General features: G+C 34.6%; 13 protein-coding genes. 2 read left to right on the top strand and 11 right to left on the bottom strand.

Annotated elements, in window-relative coordinates; all coding sequences use genetic code 11:
* Positions 1-122 precede the first annotated feature (122 nt).
* Genes CVS89_RS07720 through gap form a run of 3 tightly spaced genes read right to left on the bottom strand, consistent with a single transcriptional unit; the run spans position 123 to position 3,021 of the window.
* Entirely contained in the window at positions 123-803 is a 681-nt protein-coding gene (locus CVS89_RS07720; RefSeq protein ID WP_107847519.1) for a triose-phosphate isomerase, read from the bottom strand.
* Between the two features lie 3 nt (positions 804-806).
* A complete protein-coding gene (locus tag CVS89_RS07725) occupies positions 807-2,006 on the bottom strand; it encodes a phosphoglycerate kinase (protein WP_002941208.1) in 1,200 nt (399 codons plus the stop codon).
* A 16-nt stretch (positions 2,007-2,022) separates the two neighbouring features.
* Positions 2,023-3,021: a type I glyceraldehyde-3-phosphate dehydrogenase gene (gap, locus tag CVS89_RS07730; protein WP_107847517.1), complete on the bottom strand. Its 999-nt coding sequence runs from the start codon at positions 3,019-3,021 to the stop codon at positions 2,023-2,025.
* 79 nt (positions 3,022-3,100) lie between these two features.
* Here gap and nadD point away from each other — a divergent pair, with 79 nt between their 5' ends.
* Positions 3,101-3,982 (top strand): nicotinate (nicotinamide) nucleotide adenylyltransferase, encoded by an 882-nt coding sequence (gene nadD / locus CVS89_RS07735; RefSeq protein ID WP_107847515.1) that lies wholly within the window; start codon positions 3,101-3,103, stop codon positions 3,980-3,982.
* On the opposite strand, the gene CVS89_RS07740 is transcribed toward nadD, so the two are convergent.
* Positions 3,966-4,949: a YeiH family protein gene (locus tag CVS89_RS07740; protein ID WP_107847513.1), complete on the bottom strand. Its 984-nt coding sequence runs from the start codon at positions 4,947-4,949 to the stop codon at positions 3,966-3,968. The genes nadD and CVS89_RS07740 overlap by 17 nt on opposite strands.
* Before the next feature lie 103 nt (positions 4,950-5,052).
* Here CVS89_RS07740 and CVS89_RS07745 point away from each other — a divergent pair, with 103 nt between their 5' ends.
* Positions 5,053-5,988 carry a sugar transferase gene (locus CVS89_RS07745; protein ID WP_107847511.1) on the top strand — a complete coding sequence of 312 codons (936 nt, stop codon included), beginning with the start codon at positions 5,053-5,055 and terminating at the stop codon, positions 5,986-5,988.
* Here CVS89_RS07745 and CVS89_RS07750 read toward each other — a convergent pair whose 3' ends face one another.
* The 7 genes from CVS89_RS07750 to CVS89_RS07780 are packed head-to-tail and all read right to left on the bottom strand — an operon-like array spanning position 5,989 to position 14,934.
* Positions 5,989-7,194, bottom strand: a complete 1,206-nt coding sequence (locus CVS89_RS07750) for a glycosyltransferase family 4 protein (RefSeq protein ID WP_107847510.1) — start codon at positions 7,192-7,194, stop codon at positions 5,989-5,991.
* A complete protein-coding gene (gene wecB / locus CVS89_RS07755; RefSeq protein WP_103607872.1) occupies positions 7,187-8,251 on the bottom strand; it encodes a non-hydrolyzing UDP-N-acetylglucosamine 2-epimerase in 1,065 nt (354 codons plus the stop codon). Before wecB ends, CVS89_RS07750 begins: the two co-directional genes overlap by 8 nt.
* Positions 8,248-9,360 carry a glycosyltransferase gene (locus tag CVS89_RS07760; protein ID WP_103607873.1) on the bottom strand — a complete coding sequence of 371 codons (1,113 nt, stop codon included), beginning with the start codon at positions 9,358-9,360 and terminating at the stop codon, positions 8,248-8,250. Before CVS89_RS07760 ends, wecB begins: the two co-directional genes overlap by 4 nt.
* Positions 9,350-10,501 (bottom strand): glycosyltransferase, encoded by a 1,152-nt coding sequence (locus CVS89_RS07765; protein ID WP_107847508.1) that lies wholly within the window; start codon positions 10,499-10,501, stop codon positions 9,350-9,352. The genes CVS89_RS07760 and CVS89_RS07765 overlap by 11 nt, the downstream gene beginning before the upstream one ends.
* Positions 10,482-12,311, bottom strand: coding sequence for an asparagine synthase (glutamine-hydrolyzing) (gene asnB / locus CVS89_RS07770; RefSeq protein ID WP_107847506.1), 1,830 nt, complete (start codon positions 12,309-12,311; stop codon positions 10,482-10,484). The genes CVS89_RS07765 and asnB overlap by 20 nt, the downstream gene beginning before the upstream one ends.
* A gap of 58 nt (positions 12,312-12,369) precedes the next feature.
* Entirely contained in the window at positions 12,370-13,764 is a 1,395-nt protein-coding gene (locus tag CVS89_RS07775) for a lipopolysaccharide biosynthesis protein (RefSeq protein ID WP_107847503.1), read from the bottom strand.
* A gap of 3 nt (positions 13,765-13,767) precedes the next feature.
* Positions 13,768-14,934 carry a glycosyltransferase gene (locus tag CVS89_RS07780; RefSeq protein WP_107847501.1) on the bottom strand — a complete coding sequence of 389 codons (1,167 nt, stop codon included), beginning with the start codon at positions 14,932-14,934 and terminating at the stop codon, positions 13,768-13,770.
* Positions 14,935-14,937: the final 3 nt, after the last annotated feature.

Raw genomic sequence — 14,937 nt, forward strand, 5'->3', positions numbered from 1 at the left:
TTAAACCAAATTTAATAGCGGCAGTATCGTGAGATGAATTTTAATGTTGTGTAGAAATTTTAAGTCAAGACTAGGCAAATAGCCTGTCGCAGACTTAAAATTTCGAACTCATTAAAAAGCGCTCACGAGACAACGCGTATCAAATTTAAAAAATTATTCGCATCCCAGCTAGCTGTGCCTACCAAAACCCCATCGCAGCTTTTTATACCTGCGATATCAGCGATATTTGCTGCATTGACGCTTCCGCCGTAAAGTAGCGGCACGTTTGCCTTTGTCTTTAAAAAACTTAGCACCTCATCTATCTGCTCTATGCTAGCGCTCCTGCCAGTTCCTATCGCCCAGATCGGCTCGTAGGCGATGACTAAATTTTTATAGCCAAGGTCTATATTTTCAAGCTGACGGCTTAGAAATTCTTTGGTCGCTCCGCTTTCGTTTGTGCTTAAATTTTCGCCGATGCAGTAGATCATGTTCCAGCCATTTTTTGCGGCAAAGTCAAATTTCGCTCGCAAAAACTCCTCGCTTTCGTTTAAAATTTCACGCCTCTCAGAGTGGCCGATCAGCACATCTTTGATCTCAAATTCATCAAGCATCGCCTTGCCGATCTCGCCAGTAAATGCCCCACTCTCGCATGGGTAGAAATTCTGCGCTCCAAGCCTAAAAAGATGCCTTTTTTCATCAAAGGCACTAGCCGGAGCAAAGACGCTCACGTCGTCGTTTGCGCTTAAATTTTCGTCTAAAATTTTCGCGTACTCTCTAAAGCTCTCTCTTGTGTGGTTGCACTTTAAATTCGCTAGAAATTTCAAGACCTACTCCTCTTTTCTAAGCGGTTTTATGCCAGGCAGCTCTTTGCCTTCTATTAGCTCCAAGCTCGCACCACCGCCAGTTGAGATAAATGTCATCTCATCAGCGTCGCCTGCGCGCTCGACCACGTCAGCCGTATCGCCACCGCCAACAACGGTAGTTGCGTGAGTGTCGATGATAGCGTGGCTCATTTTTATGCTGCCTTTGCTAAATTTATCCATCTCAAAAACGCCCATAGGTCCGTTCCACCAGATGGTTTGTGCATCTGCGATAACCTCTTTAAATAGCCTAATCGATGCTGGTCCGATGTCAAGTCCCATCCAGCCATTTGGGATTTCCTGCGCAGGGACGTATTTTACGGCACTTTCAGCTGAAAATGTCTGAGCAGCGACGACATCTACTGGCAGGTAAATTTTCACTCCTAGCTCTTTGCCTTTTTGTAAAATTTGCCTTGCATCTTCGATGAGCTCTTCTTCAAGGAGCGAATTTCCGATGTTTTCGCCAAGTGATTTTAAAAATGTAAATGCCATGCCGCCGCCAATTATGAGCTTATCGACGCGTGGCAGAAGGTTATGTAGGGCTTGAAGTTTGCCGCTTACTTTTGAGCCACCCACGACTGCGACAAATGGACGTGATGGATGTTTTATCAAATTTTGAGCGAAATTTATCTCTTTTTGTAGTAAAAATCCCGCTGCTTTGTGCTTCTCATCATAAAATTTAGTGATCGCTTCAACCGATGCGTGAGCTCTGTGGCAAACGCCAAATGCGTCATTTATGTAAAATTCGCCAAAGCCTGAAAGCTCTTTTGCCAAAGCCTCGTCATTTTTGGTTTCGCCCTTTTCAAAGCGTAAATTTTCTATCATTAAAATTTCGCCTGGCTTTAGAGCCGCAGCCTTTGTTTTAGCGTCATTTCCGATCACATCTTCAGCAAATATCACCTCTCTATCAAGCAGCCTTGATAGCCTCTTTGCCACACCTTGAAGCGAAAATTTCTCTTCATAGCCGTTTTTTGGACGCCCTAAGTGACTGGCCAAAACCACGCTGCAGCCATTGTCCAAGCAGTAGCGGATAGTTGGTATCGCCGAGCGGATCCTGCGATCATCAGTGATGTTTAAAAACTCGTCCATAGGCACGTTAAAATCGCACCTTATAAAGACTTTTGCACCATTAAGCTCAAGGTCGTTGATCGATAAAATATCACTCATTTTTTACCCTTTAAATTTACTTTGTAGCCACGATCTTAGCAAGATCAACAAGCCTTGTTGAGTAGCCCCACTCGTTGTCGTACCACGCAAAGACCTTCACCATATCATCAGCGATAACCTGCGTAGTGTCGCTAGCTACGATGCTGCTAAAGGTGCTTGTGCAAAAGTCGCTGCTAACTCTGTAGTCGTCATCAATAGACAAAATTCCCTTTAAATTTGACTCCGCAGCCGCCCTAAATGCCTCATTTATCTCATCTTTGCTAGCTGGTCTTTTTAAAACCGCCGTTAGATCGACCATAGAGACGTTTGCCACTGGCACGCGCACCGCTTGACCGTGCAGCTTGCCGCTTAGCTCGGGGAGCACTTTAGCGATCGCTTTTGCAGCTCCGGTGGTCGTAGGTCCGATATTTAGCGCTGCAGCGCGTGAGCGGCGAAAATCTTTTGCCTTTACATCAACTAGGCTCTGGCCATTTGTATATGCGTGGATCGTAGTCATCAGCCCTTTTACGATGTCAAATTTATCGTTTAACACCTTTGCTACTGGAGCTAGGCCGTTTGTGGTGCAGCTTGCGTTTGAGACGATCGCCTCGCCTGCGTATTTATCGTCATTTACGCCAACTACAAATGTCGCTGTATCATCTTTTGCTGGAGCGCTCATGACGACTTTTTTGACGCCGCGAGCAAGATATGGCTCACATTTTTCGGTGGTTAAAAACTTGCCAGTGCACTCTAAAACCACGTCTACGCCGTAGTCTGCGTAGCTAAGCTCGTTTAGATCTCTTGTAGAAAAAACTCTTATCTTTTTGCCATTTACTTCTATAAAATCGTCGCTTATCACCTTAACGTCTTGCTTAAATTCGCCATGAACGCTGTCGTATTTGAGCAAATACCTCGTCATATCCCTTGTTGCGGTGTCGTTAATAGCGACAAGCTCAACATCATCACGCTCTAAAATAATACGAGCAGCACACCTACCGATACGCCCAAAGCCGTTTATTGCTACTTTAACTGACATCTTAGCTCCTTTTGATATAATTACGCCTAATTCTACAAAAAAGAATTTTAAAACAAATATAAACAAGGCACTTTAATAGATGAAGTTAGCACTTTTTGGCGGGAGCTTTGATCCGGTTCATTTAGGACACGATAGCATTGTGAAAATGGCACTAAGCGGCCTTGACATCGACAAGCTCATCATCATGCCAACTTTTATAAGTCCCTTTAAGAGCGAATTTTCAGCTCCGCCAGAGCTTCGCCTAAAGTGGATAAGAGAAATTTGGGGCGGCCTAGAGAAGGTCGAGATCTCAGACTATGAGATAAATTTAGCTCGTCCAGTGCCTACAATAGAGACGGTTAAGTATTTGTATGAGAAATTCAAGATAGAGAAATTTTATCTCATAATAGGCGCTGACCACCTAGCCACGCTTGATAAGTGGCATGGCTACGAGGAGCTAAAAAGCTTAGTGCAGTTTGTGATCGCCAAGCGCAATCACATAGAAATTCCGCAAAATTTACAAAAAATGGACGTGCACGTGGATGTTAGCTCGTCGCAGATCAGGCACCAAAAGGGGCTTGATGAGCTGCCTAGCGAGATAAAAGATGAGATTATAAATTTTTACCAAGGATTAAAGATGCAGGAAAGATCGATGCAAGAGCGCACCGAAAGTATAGTTAAGGTTTTAGACGCAAAAAAGGCTGAAGAGATACAAGTGTTTGATATGAGCGGAGATGATTATTTCGTAAAGGCCGTAGTTATCGCTACTACGCTTGGCGAGAGGCACGCTTACTCGCTGGCTGAGGATCTAAAAGAGGAACTTAAGCCTCTTGGGGAGAGATTTATAGGCACTGAGAGCTCGCCTGATTGGATCGTGATGGACCTTGGCGACATTTTGATACATCTTTTGAGTCCAGCTTACAGGGCAAAATACAACATCGAAGAGTTTTTGCAAAAGCTAAAAACTAGCAAAGAGTCTTAACAAAAACAAGCGATGAGCAAATAAGCCATAAAAATATAAAAAATGCTAGCAAAAATGGCTTTTTGCCCGTCGCTTTAAATATACTCCTATCTATCCCAAATCCCAAAGCACACATCGCAACGCAAAGACAGATACTAGCGGCTAGCTTTAAAATTTGCACCAAATTTTCAGGGAAAAATGGCAAAGATCTAACGCAGATCGCCACTAAGAAAAATAGCGCAAACCATGGTATGCTCTTTAGCTTTGAACCACCGCTATTTTGGCTTAAATTTAAGAAATTTAGCAAAAACAAAAATGGTACTAGCATGATGACGCGAAGCATTTTTATGATGAGGGCAGTGCTACTTACTGTGCCGTCAAATGCCGCTGAGGCTGCCACTACATGGGCTACTTCGTGAAGTGAGCCACCGATAAAAAAACCGGTTTGGTGTGGCGTGAGAGCTAGAAATTTAGCGATAAATGGATAGATAAACATGCCAATAGTCCCAAAGAGCACCACCGTGCAAATGGCGATAGCAAGCTTGTTTGCGTCTGCTTTTATCTCATTTTGTGTAGCCATAACAGCAGCTGCACCGCATATACTTGCCCCTGAGCCAATGAGCACGGCACTATCCTTGCTAAGTCCCAAGGCTTTGGCTACAAAAAGCGCAAAGCAAAAGGTCGCAAATACCATAAATGATGCGTATATCACGCCAAGAGTGCCGACACTTGCGATCTCGCTAAGACTTATGTTAAAGCCAAAAAGTATGATGCCTAGCCTTAAAATTTGCTTCCCAGCGATCGCTACGACGCCACTACTTTTTAAAATTTGAGTCTGTTTTGTAAAAAGATTTGCAAAAATAGCACCTAAAATAATAGAGATGATGAGTGGGCTGGTGTGAAATTTAGTCAAAAGTGTGTTTGAGAGCGTAAAAGAAATGGCGCATATGAGCGCTAAAACAAGCACAGCAAGAAATTTATGAGACATATTTTAACCTTAACTCTTTTTTTAAAAATGCAATTAGCACGTTTGGGTATAATTAGACGAATTTTATAATGCAAATTTAAAATAAAGATAAAGGGATAGGCCTATGATCATCCTTGGCGAAAAATATACTTTCACCAAACTAGAGCTAGAGAAGCTTAGGAAGAAATTTGGTCAGGTAAATTTTCTATCCCCAGAAACTAGCGACGCAAAAGCTCTTCGAAGCGCGCTAGAAAATCTCATAAAATCAGGCGATCAGAGGCTAATAGTGCTAAATACCCAAAAGCCCTTTGATAGCAAGCTGGTGAGATTTCTCACGCTTTTGCAGTTTAAGACGAAGTATAAAAAGATCAAATTTCTAAATGTGGAGAGCTTTTTAGAAATTTATCTGCAAAAGTGCTACATCCCAGAAAATGGCGAAAATTTAAACTTTTTAAACGATATCAAGCCTTACAATGCCTTTGAATACGCCTTAAAACGCGTGATCGACTACGCAAGCTGCTCGCTGCTTCTTGTGATACTTTTTGTGCTTAAATTTTATGTAAAGAAAAAGATAGACGAGCAGTCCCCTGGCAGCCTTTACTTCTTGCAAAACAGGGTTGGGCTGGGCAACAGAGAATTTGAATGCATCAAATTTCGCTCGATGGTGGTTGATGCTGAAAAAGATGGGGCTAAATTTGCTAGCAAAAACGATGAGAGAGTCTTTGAATTTGGCGATTTTATGCGTAAAACTCGCATCGACGAGGTGCCACAGTGCGTAAATGTGCTTCGAGGGCAGATGCACCTAATAGGCCCAAGGCCAGAGCGAAGATATTGGATAAATTTCTTTGAAAAAGAGATACCTTACTACAATGAACGCCACATCGTCCGCCCAGGGATTACCGGCTGGGCACAGGTAAACTACCCTTACGGCGCGAATTCACTTGACGCTAAACAAAAGCTGATGTATGATCTTTACTACATAAAGCACTGGTCACTTTGGCTGGAGATAAAGATCATAGCAAAAACTATCGTAATTATTTTTACTAAAAAAGGCGTTTAGTCATAAAACTTCTATCATTTTTTTAACTAATACTTTATATGATAAATTATTTTTAACATATTCTTTACCATTTTGCCCCATTTGTTCTCTTTCCTCTTTTGGCATATTGTAAATTTTCAAGATAGCGTTTTGTATTTCAAGCATACTACCAGATTTAACGCTAATACCACATCCTGCTTTCATTACAATATCATGCTCCTTATAGTCAAAAGAATGAACTATTGGCACACCAGCAAACATGTACTCATTCATTTTAAGTGGAGATATCCCGTAACTATAAATTTTTAATGGTAACATTGCACGGTACAAAACATCACATTTAGACATTATCATAAAAGCTTCCTCTTTTTTAACTGCATCTATATACAAAATATTACTTGAATTATATTTTTTTACTAGATTATTTTTATTAGACCCATCTCCCACAACTAAAAATAAAATATCTTTATAATTTTGTAAAAAATAGTTGGCACTCTCTAGTAAAAATTCTATAGCATTCGATTTCGTAATACCTCCTATATAACCGACTATAAATTTATCACTTGGTATATCTATTTGTAAATTTTTATGATTTATATTTTCATAAAAATCCAAGTCAAGTCCAGTAGGAATATGCTTAGCTTGAATGTTAAGACCAGAATCATAAAAATATTCATTTATATTATTAAGAGGAGATATAATCTTATCTTGAACCCTATAAGCAAAAAGTTCCGTCAGCTTTGTGAGCATTACAAATGGATGATATTTTTTTGCACTCGTCAATTCTGTAATAGATAATGGCCATATATCTTTAATATCAATTATTAGTTTGGCTTTTGCTTTATTTGCCATAAATTTTGCGGCAAAAATAGCAAACGGATGCGGAGAGGCCATTATAATAACATCAATATTTCCTATTTCAACTAATAGTTTTTTTGTGCATTTTATTAAATTTAACACAAATGCAAACATATTTACTATGCGTCTAAGTCCATTACCTTTATAGAATGGTGTTTTTATACTAAAAAAACTAACTCCACTATCAATGTGTGAAATATATTGATTATCTATAAGCTTTGCGTCATGGATACGGTGAGAAAATGCAGCATTAATTATTGTTGTTTTATAGCCAAGCCCCACCAATTCTTTAGCAAAGAAAAAATGTCTAGTATCGAAATCATCCTTAGCGCCATTATAATGTCCAATAAATACAACACTTTTAGGCATTTAATATCTCTTTAACTATTATCTCGCTTGCCTTACCATTGCCATATAAATTTAATTCCAAATTATTTTCATCAAAAGTTTTTATAGTTGAAAAGGCAGCTAAAATTTTATCTTTATTTGCACCCACTAAAATATTTGCCTTGCATTTTACAAGCTCCACCCACTCCGTTTCATCACGTAATGTAATACACTGTTTTTTAAAGAAAAATGCCTCTTTCTGAAGTCCTCCGCTATCGGTCATTACAAAAAAGCAATTATCAATAAGCCATGTCATTTCCAAATAACCAACCGGCTCTATAATGGTAAGATTTATAGTGTTTATGTTTAAATTTTGCAATATCTTTTTGGTTCTTGGATGAAGCGGTAAGATAACTTGGATATTTTTAGCTATATCATTTAAAGCTTCAAAAATAGCCTTAAGTCTAACCTCATTATCTGTATTTTCGGCCCTATGTATAGTACAAAGTATAAATTTTTTATCAACATTCAGATTTGGCTTTTTTGCAAACTTTTTATAAAATATTGCCCCATCTTGCATTACATCGCCACTTTTTATTACTTTGCAGTCAAATTTTTCAAAACCTTCGTTTTTCAAATTCTGCACTGCGGTATCAGTAGGACAAAATAAAATTTGACTCACACGATCTGTCAAAATTCTATTGATCTCCTCGGGCATTTTTGTATTAAAACTTCTTAGCCCAGCTTCAACATGTGCGAGCTTTATGTGCAGCTTTGAAGCAACTAATGCACCAGCTAATGTAGAATTTGTATCGCCATATACCATTATCATATCTGGCTTTGCACTGAAAGCTATCTCTTCTATTTTCTCCATCATCTGTCCGGTCATAGCACCATGAGTTTTACCTCCAATGCCCAAAAAATAGTTTGGCTTTGGTATTTGCATCTCATCAAAAAATATATCACTCATGTTTGCATCATAGTGCTGGCCAGTATGAACTATAATCTCTTTGATGCTATCAAATTTGGATATCTCACGGCTCACCGATCCTGCTTTTATAAACTGTGGTCTTGCGCCTAAAATTGTCAGAAGTTTCATTTTAGTAGACCTTCATAAATATTAAACAATTTTTGCTCCTCAATTTGCCAATTATATTTTTCCAAAATAGCCCTCTTGCCATTTTCTCCCATTTTTTGGGCAATTTGTGGATTTTGCACGATAAAGTTTATAGCCTTGGCTATATCCTTTGGACTTAGCGGATCAACACAAACTCCACATCTATTTTTTTCGATAATTTCTTTCCAAAGTGGAAAATTTGAAGCTACCACTGGAATCCCTGCGCTCATATATTCAAACATTTTTATAGGTAAAGAATCAAGATAATTCACAATAGGATATAAAACAACAAGACCGGCTTTTGAAAATTTTAACACATTACAAACTCCTTTTCTATCCAAGAAACCATATTCTTTTACCTTTGCTTCTTCAATTAGCTTCCTAACATCTTTTGAAAAGCTAATATTGTCAAACTCTCCAACCAAATTTAGCATAACACCTTCTATACTTTTAATAGCTTTTATAATCTCTATAACGCCTCTGACTCTAGAAATTCCACCTATATAACAAACTTCGTCTTTTTTTTCAGCCCATGATACGCTAGTTAGAAGCTCATTTAAAATAGGAAAATTATTAATATCAATACAATTTTTATTTATTTTTAAAAATTTATCTCTAATATGTGGCGTAGCGGTAACAATATAATCAAATTTTTTACAAGCATACCTTTCATAAGAAGCATAAATGAAAGAAACAATACTTCTTAGATTTTTAGGTATCCACTCTTTTGATAAAATATCCTTATCTACATCTTCATGTGAATCAAATATAACTTTCTTCCCAAGTTTTTTAAGTTTTAGACCAACCGGCATTAACTCCGGATCATGTAAATGATAAATATCGCTATCTAGCTCAATAGCTTTTTTAAAAATTTTTCCAGTAACTTTTGTCATACGTGTAAATCTGTTACCAGCATTTACACCCACATCCAATATACTTAATCCATTTTTTATCTCATCACCTTTGCCATCTGCAACAACCAAACTCACGTTATAATTTTCTTTTTTTGCTAGAGAGCTACACATTTTTAAAAATATACGAGTATCATATCTAGGATGAGCTGAAGTAAGGTGAGAGATTTTAACAACCATTTTTTAGTTCCTCATAAACAGCAATCATCTTTCTTTCTTGAATTTCCCAAGAATTTTCTTTGGCAAATTTTAAGGCATTTGCTCTTAGCACTTCAAAATCTATCTGCAATAGCTCATCAATTGCCTTATTTATTCCATATGGCGTATCTTCGTCAACCACTACACCAAGGTTATATTTTTTTACATTTTCGCTTAAATCCTTTAAATTTGAAACCAAGACTGGAAGTCCAGCCATAGTATATTCAAAAAATTTATTTGGCATACAATAATAATAATTAAGGCAACTATTGTAAATATACGATACAGCAGCAGCAGCAGAAGAAGTATAATCTAATAATTCATTTGGAGAAACTGCGACATGATAGAATATATTGCTATATTTATTTGCATAATCTTTAATAGTTTCTTCAAGCTCACCATATCCCATAAAAACAATCACTACAATATCATCTTTGCGAATTTTAAAGGCGTCCAGTAATAATTCAAGACCTCTACCGCGGCTTAACCCTCCTTGATAAAGCATAATTATAGAGCTTTGTTTAATAGAAAATTTCTCTCTAAAAATATCTGTTTTTTTTGGTTTAATAAATTTTGGAGAATTGTATAATATTGTTGGTTTAACTGCATACATTTTATAATATTCATCTGCTATAGACTCACTAACAGTAAAACAAGCATCAGTATATTTGATTAGAAATTTTTCTAAAAAATATAGTAGCTTTATGGATATTTTACTTTGATGCGGCTTTTGGTTTATTTCAAATTCATGCGCATCATAAACAATTTTAACTTTTTTGTTAAAAAATATTTTTATCAAAACACCTATAGGCAAAGTATCAAGATCATTGCAATGGAGAATATCTGATTTTTTATATTCTTTTATAAATTTATATAAAAATTCCATATACTTTATTATTTGAATTATTTTATGCTTTGACCAATTTCTAGTTTTCAACCTAATTCTATGAATAGAAATGTTAGATATATTATCAAATTCTAATAGTGGCTCTTCATGAAGTGCAACAACTTTCACATTATAACCATTGCTTTGCAAGGTTTGTGCTTCTTTCAATACCCTACTGTCATTTTTAAAATTATTTAATACCACTAACGTAACACTACTATTTTGCTTGAACATCATAAACTCTCTCCCAAACACTCACGCAATAAAGACGCCACATTATAAGTATATTCATGCTATTAAGCTTAAATTTTAAATGCTCCATATCGGCAACAGACTTAATAATATCAGAGCCTAATATATCCTCTTTCATTTTATCTTTGATACTATTTAACCAAATATTATCAGGCGCATTAAAACCAAATTTATTTTTTCGCCAAACTACTTCATTTGGCAAAAAGCTATCAATAACCTTTCTTAAGACATATTTACTCCAACCATCTTTAATTTTGTATTTTGCATTTATGCTCAGAGAATTTTCTAAATTTACATAATCTACAAATGGAAGTCTGGTTTCGATAGAGTGTCTCATTGAGTTTTTATCCTCATATCTCAAAAGCGCTGGTAAATTTGTGGTAAAAATTTCATATTTTTGCATCTCATCTATATTGAAATATTTTTTTGACAAATTCCCCAAGAATAAAAATTTATTTTCAAAAGCTTTTAAATAACTAACATTTCTTTTAATGTAAATTTTTCTTATCCCAAAAAATAAACTTCCAACTATATATTTCAATATCCCAAATAAACTCAATTTTGAGTTATTTTTATTTGACCTCATTATCTCTTTTAAACAGTACACTAAACCAAAATTTTTAAACATATCTAAATAAATTGCTGGGTAATACTTTTCATATCCAAGTAGAGTCTCGTCACCACCTTGGCCATCCAACATAACCTTACAGTTTAAATCCTTTGCTTTTTGCATAACAAAATACTGCATAAAAATAGATGGGCCACCAAATGGTTCCTCTTGCGTATAAACAACTTCTTGTATGTTATCAATAAATTTTTGTGTACTTGGCTCCACTATTTGTAAATTTAAGTCGCAATGCTGCGCCACCATTTGTGCATATATACTTTCATCTGTACTTTCCTCTATTGATTTTGCATGAATGGCTATAAATTTTTCCTCATCATTGGTATATGCCATAGAAGCAAGCGCTGCCACACTCGAGCTATCAAGCCCTCCGCTAAGACAAGTTCCGACTTTAACGTCCGATCTCAACCTCAATCTAATTGCTTGTTTTAAATTTTTTGAAACCGAATCTACGCTTTGAGTTTCATCTAATTTTTTATTATTTTCATTTAGTGCTATATCGTAATATTTTTTAATTTTAAAATTATGAGTTTTTAAATCATAAATCATATTATGAGCTTGCTCTAGTTTATAGATACCTTCAAAAAATGTTTCATTAGTATGTTCTAGCATACCGGTAGCCAAAAAATCAATTAGCAAGGTCTTGTTTACAAATTTGCTATTGCAGAAATTTAAAAGTTGTTTTATCTCTGAGCCAAATACAAATTTATCTTTTGTCTGCGTAAAATAAAATGGCTTTACTCCAAATCTATCTCTTGAACAAAACAATATATCTTCTTTTTTATCATATATTGCAAAAGCCCACATTCCATTAAATTTTTCGACACAATCTTTGCCCCATCGATCATAGCTTGCTAAAATAACTTCGGTATCAGTTTTTGAGTTAAATTTATATCCAAATTCTTCAAGCTCTTTTCTTATCTCTAAATAATTAAAAATTTCACCGTTATATGTTATTGTATATTTATCTTCCATATAGCTCATAGGCTGATGACCATCTTTGCTAAGATCCAGGATAGATAATCTTCTATGTCCTAATGCAAAATTTTTGCCATAAAAAAAGCCCTCATCGTCTGGCCCTCTATGAACTATCAAATCATTCATATTTTTTATTTCATCTTTTGCCACAGCAACATTGCTCTTATTGATTATTCCACTTATTCCACACATAAAATCTCCACGAAAACTATTTTTTTTAATTCTAATATTATACGAGTATTGTGCAAAATTAACCTACTTTAACCACTAATGCATATACAACAATAAATATTATAAATAAGAATAAAATTTTAACCACCATATTAAACAAACTAATTTCATTAAGAAAATATATAATAATATAAGAAAAAGAAAAAATCATAATACATGTAAATACTATTTTTATAAGTGAATAGTGTATGGGATAATACTTATATGACAAAAAAACGTATATAAAAAAAGATACTCCAGAGCTAATAAGAGTCCCAAAAGCTGCACCCAAAGAAGCTAATTTTGGCACAAATATCCAGTTTAAAATTATATTCAATAAAGCAAATATAGCAGTAACTATTACTGTAAGGTAAGTTTTTTTTGCTATACTTATCCCTGGTGCGAATATATACATGCCAGCCAAAAAAATAGATAAAGTTAAAATAGGTATCGATGAGCTTGCAGCGTAGTAATTTTTTGTTGTAAAAATAAAAAGAATTTCTTTTGAGAATAATATACTTCCTGTGACAATACAAATCATTAATAAACAAAAAATATTAAAAATTTTAGAAATATTCACATGGGTATCACTTTCGAGATAGTGCTTGTAAACCAATGGAGTAAGAGCTTGTTGAAATCCAACTATTACTAAACTAGAAATAGATGCTATTCTATATGCAACCCCATAAATTCCAAGCTCATCAAGACCAATAAAATTTTTTATTGCCATTCTATCTATATTGGCTCCAATAAATATACCAATACCAGAAAATACCAAAGGAAATGAAAATGCTATCATTTCCTTTAATTTAGTATAACTAAATACTATTCCGTAATCGAGCTTAGCGCTATGTATACCAACCACAGAGCCTATAACACATCCAATTATTTGACCAATAAAAATCGATTCAACCTTTAAATTTGTAGTAAAAAGTAAAAAAATAGTAATAAAAGTAGCAATGATGGAATTTAGTATACTTGTGAAAACAATTGTTTTGGGCATTATTCTCCATTTTAAGTGATTTTGAATAAAATAAAAAATCCCACTACTTGCTATAAAAATAGAAGCTAGTATAAAAATTTCCTCCTTATTTTTACTGTCTAGCAACCAAAAACTAAATTGTTCACTAAACACACAGGAAATAACAACATAAACTAAGTACATAGCTACAGTAAATAAAAAAGAAGTAGAAGTATACATTCTTCTTTGCAAATCATCACTCGCATCATGATAATATCTAGCAAGGGCTTGTGAAATTTCAAAAGTAATTACTAAATTTATCATGGAGGCCAAAACAGTAAATAAATCCAAAATCCCATATTCATTTGGCGATAACAACCTAGTATATACTGGCAACAAAAAAAATGAAATACCTTTTGTTAAAATATTGCATAATATATACATCAGGCTATTAGAAAAGAAAATTTTAATCATATTTTATAGAATTTCTTTTGATAACAATAAGTCATTAATATATTTTTTTGCATAGTCGTATGTATAGTAATTAAATGCAAAATCATAACCGTTATTTGCATAATATTTAATTTTCTCGGGGTTATCAAGTAGATACTTTAGATTATCGTATATTTCCCAGTATTTTGTCATAAGCCATATATCATTAGTATTCTTATTTTTTAAAAATTCAATATCAAGTTCCGCAGACATTAGTACTGCACAATTATTTGCCATTGCTTCCACACCAAACAGACCTGGCACATAGCCGTAAAAGCTATTTAGAACTATATGAGAGCCCCTAAGTTTTTCTAGGACTATATGATTCGGCTCATCAACAAGTTCTATATATTCAAAACTATAACCTTGAGCCTTTAATTTTTTTATGGCCGCCCTAACTAAAGGAGTGCCTTTCAGTATGGCATTTGATGGTACGTGCAAAACCCTAATAATTTTGGTATTGAATTTACTATTATCTTTATAAAAATTTTTTTTATCGTAAACATAGCACCAAGGCTCAGATTTTTTATGTAAATATGAAATCTGATCTATATCTGAACCAAAAATTATATCTGCGTATAGATCAGCAGAATTAGCAGTCATCTTTTTCTTGTTATCATAATCAATACTAAAGAAATTTCGATCAATAAAGCCATAATAATTCGCATAAGTATCTATATCTAACTTTTTTGATTGGTCCACTGTTCTTATTATTGATCTTATATCATCGCCAACAAACAAGCAAATTATTTTTTTATGTTTTCTCTTTAAAAATTTAAACTCTAAATTTCTATCCAATGTAAAACCTGTATCCCATATGTAAAAAAAATGAGTATTTTTAGTAGCTAAATAAGCCAAAAGAATTGGTCCATAAACGATTCTGCAAGACCAGTAAAATAAGCTGCTTCTAAATTTTATTAAAGAGTGATCGTATTTTGAATTATAAAATTTGTTTCTACATAGACACACAGTAGTTGAATTTGTTAAGATATTTCCTATAAAAAATATATTATTAGCTATTTCATCTACGCCTATTACAAAACTATGAACATCTTTAACATTACAACCAAACCTCGAAAAAATGAAATATAGTAATGCTAAAACAAAAAATTGTATTTTTATTAAAATATATAAAAAAAATTTTTTAAACAAATT

The sequence above is a fragment of the Campylobacter concisus genome (assembly GCF_003048615.2).
Classification (GTDB): domain Bacteria; phylum Campylobacterota; class Campylobacteria; order Campylobacterales; family Campylobacteraceae; genus Campylobacter_A; species Campylobacter_A concisus_C.

What these genes read in the sequence shown, in the direction of transcription:
- CVS89_RS07725 (WP_002941208.1), bottom strand. Translation starts at nt 2,006, where the DNA reads ATGAGTGATATTTTATCGATCAACGACCTTGAGCTTAATGGTGCAAAA.
- gap (WP_107847517.1), bottom strand. Translation starts at nt 3,021, where the DNA reads ATGTCAGTTAAAGTAGCAATAAACGGCTTTGGGCGTATCGGTAGGTGT.
- nadD (WP_107847515.1), top strand. Translation starts at nt 3,101, where the DNA reads ATGAAGTTAGCACTTTTTGGCGGGAGCTTTGATCCGGTTCATTTAGGA.
- CVS89_RS07740 (WP_107847513.1), bottom strand. Translation starts at nt 4,949, where the DNA reads ATGTCTCATAAATTTCTTGCTGTGCTTGTTTTAGCGCTCATATGCGCC.
- CVS89_RS07745 (WP_107847511.1), top strand. Translation starts at nt 5,053, where the DNA reads ATGATCATCCTTGGCGAAAAATATACTTTCACCAAACTAGAGCTAGAG.
- CVS89_RS07750 (WP_107847510.1), bottom strand. Translation starts at nt 7,194, where the DNA reads ATGCCTAAAAGTGTTGTATTTATTGGACATTATAATGGCGCTAAGGAT.
- wecB (WP_103607872.1), bottom strand. Translation starts at nt 8,251, where the DNA reads ATGAAACTTCTGACAATTTTAGGCGCAAGACCACAGTTTATAAAAGCA.
- CVS89_RS07760 (WP_103607873.1), bottom strand. Translation starts at nt 9,360, where the DNA reads ATGGTTGTTAAAATCTCTCACCTTACTTCAGCTCATCCTAGATATGAT.
- CVS89_RS07765 (WP_107847508.1), bottom strand. Translation starts at nt 10,501, where the DNA reads ATGATGTTCAAGCAAAATAGTAGTGTTACGTTAGTGGTATTAAATAAT.
- asnB (WP_107847506.1), bottom strand. Translation starts at nt 12,311, where the DNA reads ATGTGTGGAATAAGTGGAATAATCAATAAGAGCAATGTTGCTGTGGCA.
- CVS89_RS07775 (WP_107847503.1), bottom strand. Translation starts at nt 13,764, where the DNA reads ATGATTAAAATTTTCTTTTCTAATAGCCTGATGTATATATTATGCAAT.